This is a genomic window from Gemmatimonadota bacterium, assembly GCA_022560615.1.
In the GTDB taxonomy this organism is placed as follows: domain Bacteria; phylum Gemmatimonadota; class Gemmatimonadetes; order Longimicrobiales; family Gaopeijiaceae; genus UBA1138.
Window position 1 is genome coordinate 42,912 of sequence record JADFSR010000019.1, and the last position, 14,067, is coordinate 56,978.

The following is a 14,067-nucleotide window of genomic DNA, read 5'->3' on the forward strand; positions in this document are numbered from 1 at the left end:
CGGTACGATGTGGGCGCTCCGACCCCTGAAAACTTCCAGAACTCACACGGAGAGTGTGCATGAAGGTCGCCGTTCTGAAGGAAACACGTCCTGGAGAGCGCCGGGTCGCCCTGGTCCCTCAAGGTGTGAAAGCACTCCTCAAGGCGGGACTCGATGTGACCGTGCAGGCCGGTGCGGGATCGGCCTCGAGTATCTCTGACGATGAGTACGAAGAAGCTGGTGCCACCGTCGCCCCCTCCGCTGCGGAGGCTCTCCGGGACGCGGGCATTGTGCTCGCGGTGAACGCACCGTCCCTCGGGGACGTGGCGGCAATGTCCGAGGGCACCATCCTGGTCTCGTTCATGAGCCCACTCACTAACCCGGACCTCGTTCGCGCGCTCGCGGAATCGAAGATCACGGGGATCGCTATGGAAATGGTCCCGCGGATTACGCGAGCGCAGTCGATGGACGCTCTCTCCTCCCAGGCGACCGTGGCCGGGTACAAAGCGGTGCTCATCGCCGCCGACCACTTGCCGAAGTTCCTCCCCATGTTCACGACCGCGGCGGGCACGATTCGACCCGCGAAGGCGCTCATTCTCGGAGCGGGCGTCGCGGGGCTGCAGGCGATCGCGACCGCTCGACGCCTCGGCGCCGTGGTGCAAGCGTTCGACGTCCGGCCCGAGGTGAAGGAACAGGTGGAGAGCTTGGGCGCCAGCTTCTTGGAGGCCGACGAGGAGGTCGCGGCCGAGGGTGAGGGCGGCTACGCGAAGGAACTCTCGGAGGACCAGCATCAGAAGGAGCTGGACCTCATCGCCGGCGCGATAGCAGACTGCGACATCGTGATCACCACGGCTCAGATCCCCGGCCGGGACGCACCGCTGTTGATCACGGAAGACATGGTCAGGTCGATGCGTCCGGGGTCTGTGATCATCGATCTCGCTTCGGAGAGCGGCGGCAATTGCGCGCTGACCCAGAGCGGCGAAACCGTTGTCGTGCACGGTGTGCAGATCCTCGGGCCGGTCAACCTAGCAGCCGGCATCCCGGTGCACGCGAGCCAGATGTACTCGAAGAACATCGTGACGTTGGTCAGTGAGTTCGTCGCAGAGGAAGGCCGAATCGAACTCGACATGGAGAACGACGTGGTGGGCCCTTCTACCGTCACGCACGAAGGCCAGGTCACGAACGAGCTCGTGAAGAACGCGCTGTCGGTGTCGTGACCGCCGCCAGTCGACCCAGACTCAGACTCACTGCAACCTCCCAGGAGAACCGATGGGCGAGTTGATGATCGGACTGTACGTGTTCGTCCTTGCGGCGCTGGCCGGTCGCGAGGTCATCACCAAGGTGCCTCCCACACTACACACCCCGCTCATGTCCGGCGCCAATGCGATATCCGGTATTGCCATCGTCGGCGCGATCGTCGTCGCGGGTCGGGCCGAGGGCACCACGCAGATGGTGCTCGGCGTCGTGGCAATCACCATGGCCACGGTCAACGTGATCGGGGGATTCATGGTGACGGATCGCATGCTCAGCATGTTCAGGAAGAGGTAGGCCGACATGAACGCGGACATCCTGGTCGAACTGACCTACCTGCTGTCGGCGATCCTCTTCGTCGTCGGGCTCAAGCGGCTGCAATCACCGGCAACCGCGCGCGGTGGTAACGCGCTCGCGTCTTTTGCGATGCTTCTCGCGATCATCGCGACCGTGGTGGATACCGACATCCTCAGCTGGACCGGGATCCTCATCGGTGTGGCGATCGGTAGTATCATCGGCAGCATAGCAGCCCGTAGGGTCCAGATGACGGCTATGCCGGAGATGGTCGGCGTATTCAACGCCTTCGGTGGTGGCGCGTCGGCGCTCGTGGCCGTAGCCGAGTTCCTGAACCTCCCCGGAGTAGGTTTGAGCACGGGGGGCGTCTCGATGCTGCTCGGGACGCTGATCGGCGGCGTGACCTTCTCCGGGTCGTTTATAGCGTTCGCCAAGCTGAAGGGCATCCTCACCGGAAACCCCATCACCTTCCCGGGCCAGAATGCCACGAATGCCCTGCTCGTCCTGGGCACGCTCGCGCTTGGCGCGATGACCCTCGGTGTCTTCGGGGGTCAGGATCCGACCACGCTCTTCTACGTCTTCTGCGGCATATCGCTCCTGCTCGGCGTCCTGCTGGTCATCCCGATCGGTGGCGCCGACATGCCGGTCGTGATTTCGCTGCTGAACTCCTACTCGGGCCTGGCCGCGAGTGCAGCGGGATTCGTGATCGGCAACATGGTCCTGATCATCGCCGGTGCCTTGGTCGGGGCCTCCGGCCTCATTCTGACCCAGCTCATGTGCAAGGGCATGAACCGCTCCCTCGCCAACGTCGTCTTCGGCGGCTTCGGCGGCACCGCGGGTGTCGATCGCGCGCTGATCGGCAAGCGCCCGGTGAGGAGCACGGACGCCGAGGCGGTCGCTGCGGAACTCGGATACGTGAATTCGGTGGTGGTCGTGCCGGGATACGGGCTGGCCGTTGCGCAAGCCCAACACGAGCTACGCAAGGTCGGCGACCTACTGGAAGATCGGGGCGTGGATGTGAAGTACGCCATCCACCCGGTCGCCGGTCGCATGCCGGGTCACATGAACGTGCTGCTCGCAGAAGCGGACGTCAGCTACGACAAGCTCTTCGACCTCGACGAAATCAACGACGACTTCTCGAAAACGGACGCGGTACTCGTCGTAGGCGCGAACGACGTCGTGAACCCCGCGGCCCGAGACCCGCAGTCGGTCATCGCGGGCATGCCGATTCTCGACGTGGACAAGGCACGTCGGGTCATCGTCATGAAAAGGAGCCTCTCTCCGGGCTTCGCCGGCATCGACAACGAGCTGTTCTATGCGGAGAACACGCTGATGTTCTTCGGCGATGCCAAGGAGTCGATGGGAGACCTCGTTCGCGAGGTCCGCGAGCTGGCGTAGGCGAGTTACCTACACGGCTCTCTCATCGTCGGCGGCGTTCTGAAGGAGCGCCCAAGCCCGCCGCACGTGAGAGGACGTCGTCCTCAGATTCCCGATCGAGAGCCGCAGCGCGACGCGGCCGCCGAGCTCGGTGTGGGTCAGAAGGACCTCTCCCGAACGATTCACACGTTCCAGGATACGAAGGTTGGCAGCGTCGGCGTCTTGCTCGTCACTACCGCCTGCCAGGAACCGAAAGGCGACCGTAGACAGTGGTGTCGGCGCCACGCGCTTCCACTGCTCCGCCTCATCGATCCAGGTCGTGAACTCCTTCGCCATCGCCACGTGTGCGCGAAGACGCTCGATGATGCCCTCACGTCCGAACGCGCGGAGGACGAACCAGAGCTTGAGAGAACGAAAGCGACGGCCGAGTGAGACCCCGTAGTCCATGAGGTTCCGCCCACCCTCCGCTTGGGGTGCGGTGAGATACTCGGGAACGATCGAGAACGCTCGGACCAGTCGCTCCGGACGCCGGCAATAGAGCACCGAACAATCGACCGGAGTGAACAACCACTTGTGCGGGTTGACCACGATGGAGTCGGCGTGCTCCCAGCCGGCCAGCAATGGCCTCAGCTCGGGTACGATGGCCGCAGGGCCCGCGTACGCCGCATCGACGTGCAGCCAGAGGCCGAAGTCGCGGGCGACCTCGGCGATTTCGCTCACCGGATCGATCGAGCTGCTCGATGTCGTGCCGAGCGTCGCCACAACCGCGACGGGTCGAACACCAGCCGCCATGTCTTCTTCGATCGCAGCGCGGAGCGCGGCCGGCCGCATGCGAAACTCGGAATCGCTCGGTATCGCACGATATCCGTCCCGACCGAAGCCCAAAGTCAGGACCGCCTTCTCTATCGAAGAGTGGGTCTGATCGGACGCGTAGACCCGCCCGGCGGGCCGCCCGAACAGACCCCGCTCACGGGCATCGGGATACGCCACGTCGCGCGCCGCGGCCAACGCATACAGTGAGGACGAGGAAGCCGTGTCGTTGATGACCCCGTCGAAGTCGGCCGGCAATCCCAGGAGTTGACGCAGCCAATCCGTAGTGGTCTCCTCGAGTTCGGTAGCCGCGGGCGAGCTGCGCCATACCATCGCGTTCACGTTGAGCGCCGCTGCGAGCATCTCACCGAGAATCCCCGGCGCGGAGCCCGTGATCGCGTAGTAGCCGAAGAAACCGGGGTGATTCCAGTGCGTGAGTCCAGGTACGATGATGTCACGAAAGTCGGCAAGCACCCGCTCGAGGGGCTCGGCGACCTCCGGTGGCGCGGCCGGCAAGGCAGCGCGCACGTCACCGGGTCGTACGTCCGGAAAGACGGGAAGATCTCCGACGCCCGCAAGGTAGTCGGCCATCCAATCGGCCACTTCGTGTGCCAGAGCTCGGAACTCTTCCGGCGGCAGATCTCGGCTCATGGAAGGGTGATCGGAAAGGGGAGCGGGCCGCCACCCGTGCTGTCGCACGGGTCCCCGAGTGCCACGGCCTCAGAGGGCACCCGCGCATTGCGCGGGTCGCGGGGCGACGACGCCATAGCCGTCGCTACGGCTAGGAGCTCCAACGACGGAGATGGGGCCGTGCCACCGCAACCCACACACTCATGTGTCCTTTCATCCCGGTGCTGGGCACATGACGGTTGCGCGGTTGATCCATCGTCTCTCCTCGTCGGACCACCGCCTTCGGCGGCGGTGCCCGCTCGGCTACGACTCCTCGTCGTTCCTTGCCTGAACGCGCGCAAGCGCGGGGCACCCACGCCGCATGGCGTGGGTCGCGCGGCCCACCCCCCTTTCCGATCACCCTTCTAATGCGCCTTCGTGCTCTCCCGCCCGGTCGTCACGAGCACGCTCACCGTCGATTCGAACTCGGCCCGAATCACGCCGAGCTGCTGCCGGACCTCTTCCGCCAAGGTCGCCGGCAGCACGGGGTCCCGGGGTTCACCCTTATCGAAGAGCTGGAAGAAGAGCGCGTCCGTGTGGCCAACGCTGCCGTGCGTGACCGCCCTATCGATGGCGCGGTTGAGATGAAGGATTTCTCGTAGAGAGAGCGGCACCTGACCCCCCATCGGGGGATCGCGATACAGCTCACGAATCACCAACTCGCGCAGCACCTGCAGCTCCTCGATGACTTCCCCGGCGGCCAGACCCCTTTGGGCTGCGGTCGCACCGAAGAGCTCCGCGCAACGATCCCAGATCGGCCTTACTTCCCTCCTCAGCGGCCCTAACAGCGATGGGAGAATCGCCACCAGCAATGACATGAACTCGTCCATGATCGGGTCCCAAGGCTCGCTGCGCCCCACGCCGTTCTCATGGATTCGCCTCGCCCACTGCTCGCGAATAGCTGGCAGCCTCTGCTGGAGCCACTCGGCGAGCTCGAGGGGCGCCACACGGCGGCGCCCCGGGCCAGCGATCCGCGTGGCGGAGCTGGGCCCCTTTGCTCTGTCTCGATCTGTGGAGTAGTTCTGCATCCGGGTAGAGATGCTCCGGGCTTACCGCTGCAGGGCGCCTCCGGTGGCGACATCTCAGAGCCGGGAGGGTTCGGCTCCGAGGGCATTCAAGATGCCAGAATCTGACCGCTCTCACCAGTCTAGCAGACTGAGAAGAAGTCCAGTGGGCTGCCGACGACCCAGCTAGCCCACGGAATCTGATCGCTGCAGCCGGACCGACACCGTCGTTCCCTCACCGGGCACGCTGGTGACGTCGACCGACCCTCCCCACGCGTTTACCAGTCTCTGCACGATCGGAAGACCGAGCCCGGCGCCGGTGGAACGCGTGGAGAAACGCGGTTCGAAGATGCGGAGCAGCAACGCCTCATCGATGCCGGAGCCGTCATCTACGACCTCTACTACCACGACACTGTCCCCTTCCGTGCGTCCGCAGATACGAACGACTCCTCGATCACCGATCGCGTCACGGGCGTTCTCCATCAGGTTGACGAGAACCTCCTTGAGCTCCGAGCCACGCGACACCACGGTAGGCAGATCGTCTGGTACGTCCTGCTCGAAACTCACGAGTGGAGAGGAGCCGCCCCCGTAGAGCGCCATCACATCATCGACCACGGCGGGTATCGAGACCACGGACAGCGGCGTTTCCCCTTCTCCGCTTGGGGCGCCGAAGCGCGAGAAACTCTGCGCGATCGCGGCCAGTCGATCGATTTCCGCAAGCATCGCATCAGCGTTCTTGACGAGGATTTCGTTGAAGTCCGTGGCTTTGTCGTCCCAAGCGCGACGGATGTGCTGGATACTCAACTTGATCGGTGTCAGCGGGTTTTTGACCTCGTGGGCCACCTGCTGTGCCATCTCGCCCCACGCCAGTACTCGCTCCGCGCGTAGTTTATCCGTCACGTCGTCCAAAGCGAGTACAACGCCGCGGCGGCTACCCAAGCTTTCGAGCCGGCTGGCCCGCACATTCACACGACGGTTGTTCGCGTGCAACTCCGTGTCCGCCTGGTCGGCAGAACCCGCGAGGAAGTGAGCCAGCCAACCGGAGAGCGCTTCACCGAGCGGGCCCTCACCGGGCACGCTCCTCCCCACGAACACGTCCGAGCCCAACATCTCCTCGGCGCGACGATTCACCTGTATGACCCGTCCTGCCGGGTCGAGCGCGATCATGCCGACGGCGGCCTCGTCCATGATCGCCTGCGTGCGCCGTGACGTGCGTACGAGCTGTCGGCGAGCTCTGCGCACACGGCTGACCATCCGGTTGAAGGCACGGAATACCGCGCCGAACTCGTCCGCACGCGTGCTGGGAAGGCGGAGCTGAAGGTCCCCCGCACCGACCGCTTCGGAGGCGACCTGAAGCGCCCGGAGCGGGCTCGTCAGGGCGCGCCCGACCATCCACGCCAATACGAGGGACAACGCGCCTCCGACGAGAGTCGCGAAGCCCATCAGCTCGATGAGATCGGTGGCCTGGATCGCCGTGGCGCCGGCTTGAAGCGGAACCTGCACACCGAGGATGTCACCGTCGGGGAGACGCCGGTACGCCGTGATGTACTGCCAGCGCCCCAGCGAAGTCTCTGTGTACTCCCGGATCCCTTCACTTCCGTCGAGCAGACGATGCTGCGCGAGCGGCATCCAGCCCTCGTACAGGCCGAGCTCGACGAGCTCCTCGACCGAGCCCTCCCGCAACTCGCCGTCCCGGTACTCGAGTAGCTCCGCGCCCACCTGCTGCGCGAGTCGCTCCATCCTGGTTCCCCCGGTCGCTCCGCCGAGCGAGAGGTACCAGTCCGCGGCGTCCTCGACGACTCGCTCGGCAATCGCTTGAGCCGAGCGCACCGATGCCTGCACCAGGGTCCGATACGCGATGGTTCCGAAGAGCGCGTTGGCGAGGACGAAAAAGCCGAAGAGCGCGAGGGTGACCCGGGCGCGGAACGAGATCACCCAGCCGGACACCCTCATCTCCTCAGGCATCACCTCCCTCAGCAACGCTCGCCCTCCGAGCCAGAACGAGAAGAAGACGAGGAGGTCGAGCGCCAACAGCAAAGAGCCGCGAGCCGACGCGAGCAGCGGACCCGGCAGCTCGACCAGATGGTGCGCGTGGTACGTCCTGTTCTCGAACTCGATCTCGAGGTCCCCCTGCCAGCCCGCACTGGTACGCGTCCAGGTGATGGACGCGGGTCCGTGCGGATCAGTAGCGAGCAGAGGGATGAGCGTGAGCGGCTCCGCCACCGACGCGGAACCGCCTCGCATGAGGGCCGCGAGCGCCGAGCGGGAGCTCCGGAGCGTGGAGATCGCGGGCCCGACCGCTGTGAGCACGTCCCCCCCCGAAAGGGGCACCCCAATCACGTAGCGGGCGTCGTCCCTCCGGAGATGAAACAGCTGCGACGTGCCCCGCACCCGTGTATCGCGAGCGATGTCGGCGATCCGCCCAGGTCGGTCCGTACCCACACCGATGCGAAGTTCCTCACCCGCTTCGCCCCCTTCCGGCCACATGGTGATCCGCAACGGCACCGCCTCTTCGGCCAGACCACTTCCACGCCACGCGCCGTACATGACGTCGAGGTCTCGCTTGCCCGCCCGCTCGAGAGAGTCCGCGACCTCACCCAACCGTATGAGCCCCCGACGCAGCGCCAAATCCTCGGGCGCCGCAACCGCCGTGAGACGCGCGGTCCCCTCCGCGACCTCCGCCGCGATCTGCTGCTGCCATGCCACCGGAAGCGCGGCGGTCACCGCCAGGACCCCGGCCATGAGCCAACCGACGAGCGGTCGCTGCCAACCCGCCCAGCCCCCGATCGAGGCGGCGGCGAGCGAGGTGGGCACGAGCCAGAGCGCCGTCCACCAGATCGGCAGCGTTCGGGTCATCCCCACGTGCGTGGCGCCGGCCGCGGCAAGCGCGATCGCGGCAACCAGCGCGGCCGCGGCGAGTCCCCGATGCCCCTCTGGGCGAGCGCGGGTGAAGGCGAGGGCAGAACCCACGATGAGCGTGAGGACGGCCGCCAGCGCTCCCTGGTACGCGATCCACTCGAGCCTTCCACCCGCGAGCGACTCGGGACGGAGGCCGGCTTGGATGAGCAAAATGGTCAGCGGAAAGAGCACGCTCGACATCAAACCTGCCGCCCAGAACGGTATCTCCAGCCTCGGTCGCGGAAGTACGGCGACCATGGTGAAGCCCGCCAACGCGAGGAGGACGAATCTCCCGAGCGAGATGGGAAGCGGGCCCGGAAGCTCGAACAGACCAGGGTCGAAGAGCCCTGCTAAACGATCGATCTGATCCAGCGGAAGGAACGCCGCGACGAGGAGAAGGCTACCCGCTGCTACGGTACCAGCGGCCAGCCTGGGCGGTCCACCGATCGCGAGCAGAAGCCACGCGAGCAACAGACTCGTCGATACGACCACCTGCCAGCGCCCCATGACCCTCGCCACGCGCGCTGCTAGTTCCGGACGCTCTATGACGACGCTGAGCAGACGCTCGCCGCCTGGCACAGTGAGTTCCCACACTCCCTCCGAGACGGGAGGAGACTCGGCGCTGATACGGATCGACTCACCGGTCTCCCGCAAGAACTCGGAGCTGAAGTCGCCGACATCTGCCCCTAGGTCAGGGGACAGATCCGTGCGCAAGAGGTGGGCGGCCATGGCGACGCTTCCGTTGGACGCCACCGCGGTTACGTACAGATATCCGAATAGCGGGAGGTCACGGTACATGTACCGCTGCTCCCCCCTTTGTGCGGGCTCGGGTACTTTCCCGCGATGCACGCCGTCCCAGATGATCAGCTGTCCCCGTGGGTCGTAGAGTGCGATCGCTGAAACACCGTGCCGAGCCCTCAGACGCTCGACCGCGGTCACGTCCTGCGACGCGGCCAGCTCCCTCGCCATGCCCGCGAGCGAGTCGGCTGCGGCCTCACCAGCCGCGAGCATCTCTTGCAGCGCGGCATCCAGCCTAGTCTCGCCCACCTCCTGCTCGCGCTCCGCCCAATACTCGTCCCACCCGGACGTGAGCTCGCCTACCTGGCGTTGGGCCCCGAATGCCGCGAGGATGGCAAGCACCAGGATCGCCGAGCCGGCACCCCAGGCCATGCCTCTCCGTCGAGGGCCCCAGAGGAGGGCGGCCGTGGCGCCAGCTGACGCGAGGACAAGGACCGCGTGCCCGGGCGACGCCGCCCAAAGCGACAGCGAGGCCAAAGCGATCCACGGACCGAGCCACCCGACCGACCGCGCAGCTCTACGCCACTTCAGGGACATCCGCACACGTGACTTCATTCGCACTCGACGCACTGAGCTGGCCGGAGATCAGCCGGGCGATCGCCAGAGACCCTCGATTGATTCTCGCGGTAGGCGCAATGGACCAACACGGCCCTCACCTCCCTTTGGGAGCAAACGTCCTCATCGCGGACCGCGTCGCCCGGGCCGTTTCGCAGCGACTAGGCATTCTACGCGCTCCGACCTTCTCCTACGGGGTTTTGATGGGCGGAGGTCCCTTTGCCGGTACCACGGGGCTTCGCCGCAAGACGCTCCACCGCGCGATCAACGAACTGCTCGCACAGTGGGAGGACGGCGGCGTTTCCGAGTTCGTGATCATCACGGCGCATCGGTACGAACCACACTTGGAGGCACTATTGATGGCGCTGACGGACGCGTCAACCAACAGCGTGTATGACCTCTACCAGATCGACGTCCGCGATGTCCTCGAGTCGGATCCGGAGAGCGAACACGGTGGTGAGCTGGAAACCTCGCTTCTACTACACCTCGCACCCGAGCTTGTCCACATGGACGAAGTCGAGGACTTCGTACCGGATGCCAAGGCGCTGCGAAGGTACACGCGCGGCAGAGTGCCTGCACCCCCGCCCGAATCTCGGGGCGTCGTCGGCCGCCCGAAGCGAGGTACGCCCGAGAAGGGAGCAGCGCTTTTCGAGCGATACGTGCAGGAAATCGCCACTGCGCTAGAAGGGAGGCCGACGAACGATGCGAACGCATGGCGCGCGCGCGGGTAGGACCGTCATGCGACTCGGACTATCCCCATGTGGCTCACTATGTGGCTCACTATGTGGCTCACTATGTGGCTCACTCTTGCTCGCGATCGGCACCGCGCTCGGGCTCGGCGCGCAGAGTGTGGTCGTGGACCAAGGCATTTTCTCCGTGAGTATTGGCGGCGAAGTCATCGGCAGCGAGGAGTTCTCCATTCGGCGGGCGGGCTTTGGACGGAGTGCGACGTATATCGCGAGCGCCACCGTGACTCTGTCGCGCGATGGCGGGTCTCAGGAGCTGCGTCCCTTGCTGAGCGCCCACGCCCCCGAGGGCGCGGCAGACGGCTATCAGCTGAAGGTCACTGGGATCGACGCCTCCGAAGTCGTGCTCAACCTGGTCGGCCCTCGTTTCGTTTCCAACTTCCGCTCCGCGGCCGGAGAGGAGGAGCGTGAGTTCAGCGCGAGCACCCACACCCGGATCGTCGAGCAGCTCGTGGCCCATCACTACTACTTCCTCGGCAACGTGAGCGAGGGGGCGCAGGTCCCGGTCATCGAGCCCCGCTCCCGCCTGGTGATGGATCTCGTGGCGGGCGCCTGGGTGGACGTAGAGCTCCGCTTGGGCCCGAATCTAGTGGATGCTAGAAAGGTCGTGTTCCGGGATGGCGACCAGGAGCGGGTCGTGTGGTTCGACCGCCAGGGGCGCGTGCTGCGCGTCGAGATCCCCGCACTGCAATACGTGGCGGAACGCCAAGACCTGGTCGGCTGAAAGGGCCGCTTACCTTGGTCGCTGGCGCCCGCGCGTTAGCTTTCAACCCGATTGGAAGGCGGCGCGCCATGAAGATGTGCCCCGTCCGCCGCGTACAGGCTGTCATGAACAGCGTCCCGGCCGGTCTCACGACTCGAAACCGCCCGCTCCGACATGGCGTACGGGGCTCTGGATCAACTCTCCACTGACGGATACGAGGGGGATTGTGAGGATGAGGATCTGCGCGCGGGCGATCGTGCTCATCGCCGCGGTATCAGCGGCGCCGACGGCAGCCCAAGAAGCGGTTCCGAGCAGCCTCTCACTGGCAGACGCGCTCGAGATCGCACGAGGCAACAACCCGACTTTCCTTCAGGCCCGGAACGACGAGGCGCTCGCGGATTGGGACGTGCGTCAAGCGTACGGGGCGCTGCTGCCGACGGCGTCCGCGTTCTCGGGCGTCTCATGGCAAGGGGCCGGCGAGACGCTTGGGTTCGGAAGCCTGACGCTCGCGGACCTGGGATTCGCCAACCAGCCGTCGTACTACTTCTCGAACTACAACGTCGGCCTGAACTTCTCGCTCGACTGGGCGAAGCTGAAAGCGCCGTCGCAGGCGCGGGCCCTACGCGGAGCCACGGTCGCACAGATCAGGGTTGCGGAGGCGAATCTCGCCTCGCAGGTGACCAACGCCTATGTCGACTTGCTTCGACGGCAGGAAGGCCTGCGGCTCGCCGAGCAACAGCTCGAGAGCAGCCGATTCAATCTGCGGCTGGCCCAGGGCCAGCTGGAAGTCGGTCAGGTGACCCCGATCGATGTCGGTCAGGCGGAGGTTCAGGTCGGGCGCTCGGAGGTCACCGAACTTCAGGCGCGCAACGCGCTCTCCACAGCCCGCATCCGGGTACTCCAGCAGCTCGGCCTGCCCGTGAGCCAGGACTTCGAGCTGTCGACGGTATTCGAGCTCTCCGAGCCGACGTGGACACTCGAGCAGCTCACTGACATGGCCCTGAGGCAGAACCCGACTCTCGAAGCCAGACGGCGCTCGAAGGAATCTGCCGACATCGGCGTCAGCTCAGCGCGCTCGGCGTACCTGCCCTCACTCTCCATCCAAACAGGATGGAGCGGATTCACGCGCCAGGCGAGCTCGACGGACTTCCAGGTCGCTCAGGCCCAGGCTCAGGTGGCTGGATCCGTCGCTCAATGTGTCCAGACGAACAACCTGTATGCGCGGCTCGCCGACCCGCTACCCGCGCTCGATTGTTCGCGCCTGGTATTCACGGACGCACAGCGGCAGGCGATCACCGACCAGAACAGCGCTTTCCCGTTCAGCTTCCAGGGCTCTCCACCGCAAGTGTCCCTCGGCCTGAGCATCCCAATCTTCCAGGGCTTGAGCCGGCAGAGGAACCTCGAGGCGGCCCGCCTTCAGCGCGATGATCTAGGGTATCAGGTCCGCGAGCAGGAGTTGGCGCTCGACGCAGACATTTCCATAGGCCTTGCCAACGTGCGGACAGCGTATCAGAGCGCCTTGCTGGAAGAACGAAACCGGGTGCTCGCGGAGCAGCAGTTGGGTCTCGCGCGGGAACGGTACCGCTTGAGCGCGATCACCTTCATCGAGCTCGTCGACGCGCAGACCGTATTCGCACAGGCGGACCAAGACCGCGTCATGGCGGTGTTCGCCTACCACGACACTGTGACAAGCCTGGAGGCGCTCGTGGGCTCCTCCCTCAGAAACTAGAGGCCATGAACTCGAAGACGAAAATCATCATCGGCGTCATCGCCGTCCTCGTCCTCGGCACCGCCGCCACGCTCCAGGCTACGCGCGGACGCGAGCGCGGCGTAGAAGTGCGGACCGAGGTAATCGAGCGCAGAGACCTCGTCGAGCTCGTGACCGCGAGTGGTAACATTCGCGCCCGTCGCACGGTCGACGTCAGCTCCGACGTCTCCGCGAAGGTCGCCGAGCTCCTGATCGACGAGGGCGAGGACGTCGTGCGGGGGCAGCTCCTGCTCCGGCTCGAGCCCGATCAGTACCAGGCTGCGCTCTCTCGTAACGAAGCTTCTCTGGCCCAGGCCGAGGCACAGCAGACGCAGCAGGAGGCCAGCCTCCTGCAGGCTCAGCGGGACCTCGATCGCTTGCTCAATCTCAGGGCTCGCGACTCGGTGCTCGTCAGTGGGCTGCAGATCGACGACGCACGCACGCGGGTCGACATCGCCCTGGCGACGCTCTCCTCCTCACAACACGGCGTCGCACAATGGCGCGCATCGGTCGACGAGGCCGAGGAGCAGCTCTCCAGGACGATCTTCCGTGCCGCAATGGACGGGAAAGTCACGCGCCTGAACATCGAGGAGGGCGAGACCGTCATCATCGGGACGATGAACAACCCCGGGAGCCTCGTGCTCACGATCTCCGACCTCTCGGTCATCGAGGTGGTTGTGCAGGTCGATGAGACCGATATTCCGGCGATCTCCGTCGGAGACAGCGCCACGATCCGCATCGACGCCTTCGGCGACAAGGAGTTCACGGGGCGGGTCACCGAGATCGGGAATTCGGCAATCAACCCTCCATCTCGGCAGGCCGCGGGCCAGCAGGCGGCCATCGACTTCGAGGTCGTGCTCACGCTCGACGTGAATGAGGCGCTTCTGAGACCCGATCTTTCGGCGACCGCCGACATCGTCACGGAAACGCGCGGGGACGTGCTCGCTGTGCCGATCATCGCGCTGACGGTGCGAGAGGAGGAGCGTGATTCGACCGCAGCCGATCCTTCCTCCGACGACGACGACCTCGAGGACATCGAAGGGGTCTTCGTGGTGAGCGACGGGACGGTGACGTTCACCCCCGTCGAGATCGGCATCGCGGGTCAGGAGTATTTCGAGATTCTCTCCGGCATCAGCGTTGGGGACACCGTCGTAGCAGGACCGTACCAGAGGATTCGACAACTCAGCAACGGGGACGCGGTGCGTAGCAGCGACGAACCGGTCATCAATTGACGGA

10 protein-coding genes are annotated in these 14,067 nt (G+C 65.5%); 7 read left to right on the forward strand and 3 right to left on the reverse strand.

Going from position 1 to position 14,067, the window contains the following annotated elements:
- The first annotated feature begins 59 nt into the window (after positions 1-59).
- Genes IIB36_12050 through IIB36_12060 form a run of 3 tightly spaced genes read left to right on the forward strand, consistent with a single transcriptional unit; the run spans position 60 to position 2,922 of the window.
- Positions 60-1,196: a Re/Si-specific NAD(P)(+) transhydrogenase subunit alpha gene (locus tag IIB36_12050; protein ID MCH7532472.1), complete on the forward strand. Its 1,137-nt coding sequence runs from the start codon at positions 60-62 to the stop codon at positions 1,194-1,196.
- 52 nt (positions 1,197-1,248) lie between these two features.
- Entirely contained in the window at positions 1,249-1,527 is a 279-nt protein-coding gene (locus tag IIB36_12055; GenBank protein ID MCH7532473.1) for an NAD(P) transhydrogenase subunit alpha, read from the forward strand.
- Between the two features lie 6 nt (positions 1,528-1,533).
- Entirely contained in the window at positions 1,534-2,922 is a 1,389-nt protein-coding gene (locus IIB36_12060; protein ID MCH7532474.1) for an NAD(P)(+) transhydrogenase (Re/Si-specific) subunit beta, read from the forward strand.
- Positions 2,923-2,931: 9 nt separating this feature from the next.
- On the opposite strand, the gene IIB36_12065 is transcribed toward IIB36_12060, so the two are convergent.
- The 3 genes from IIB36_12065 to IIB36_12075 form a co-directional block, all read right to left on the reverse strand.
- Complete coding sequence (locus IIB36_12065) at positions 2,932-4,362, reverse strand: amino acid decarboxylase (GenBank protein MCH7532475.1); 1,431 nt, start codon at positions 4,360-4,362, stop codon at positions 2,932-2,934.
- Between the two features lie 383 nt (positions 4,363-4,745).
- The gene (locus IIB36_12070) at positions 4,746-5,327 is read right to left on the reverse strand and encodes a hypothetical protein (GenBank protein MCH7532476.1); all 582 of its coding nucleotides are present in this window, start codon (positions 5,325-5,327) and stop codon (positions 4,746-4,748) included.
- 243 nt (positions 5,328-5,570) lie between these two features.
- Positions 5,571-9,452 carry a HAMP domain-containing protein gene (locus IIB36_12075; GenBank protein MCH7532477.1) on the reverse strand — a complete coding sequence of 1,294 codons (3,882 nt, stop codon included), beginning with the start codon at positions 9,450-9,452 and terminating at the stop codon, positions 5,571-5,573.
- Positions 9,453-9,625: 173 nt separating this feature from the next.
- Between IIB36_12075 and IIB36_12080 the strand changes: the two genes are divergently transcribed.
- The 4 genes from IIB36_12080 to IIB36_12095 all read left to right on the forward strand — a co-directional run bounded on the left by IIB36_12080 (position 9,626) and on the right by IIB36_12095 (position 14,063).
- Positions 9,626-10,366: a creatininase family protein gene (locus tag IIB36_12080; GenBank protein ID MCH7532478.1), complete on the forward strand. Its 741-nt coding sequence runs from the start codon at positions 9,626-9,628 to the stop codon at positions 10,364-10,366.
- Between the two features lie 76 nt (positions 10,367-10,442).
- Positions 10,443-11,105, forward strand: a complete 663-nt coding sequence (locus IIB36_12085) for a hypothetical protein (GenBank protein ID MCH7532479.1) — start codon at positions 10,443-10,445, stop codon at positions 11,103-11,105.
- A gap of 211 nt (positions 11,106-11,316) precedes the next feature.
- Complete coding sequence (locus IIB36_12090; protein ID MCH7532480.1) at positions 11,317-12,813, forward strand: TolC family protein; 1,497 nt, start codon at positions 11,317-11,319, stop codon at positions 12,811-12,813.
- Between the two features lie 5 nt (positions 12,814-12,818).
- On the forward strand, positions 12,819-14,063 hold the full coding sequence (locus IIB36_12095) for an efflux RND transporter periplasmic adaptor subunit (protein MCH7532481.1): 1,245 nt from the start codon (positions 12,819-12,821) through the stop codon (positions 14,061-14,063).
- Positions 14,064-14,067: the final 4 nt, after the last annotated feature.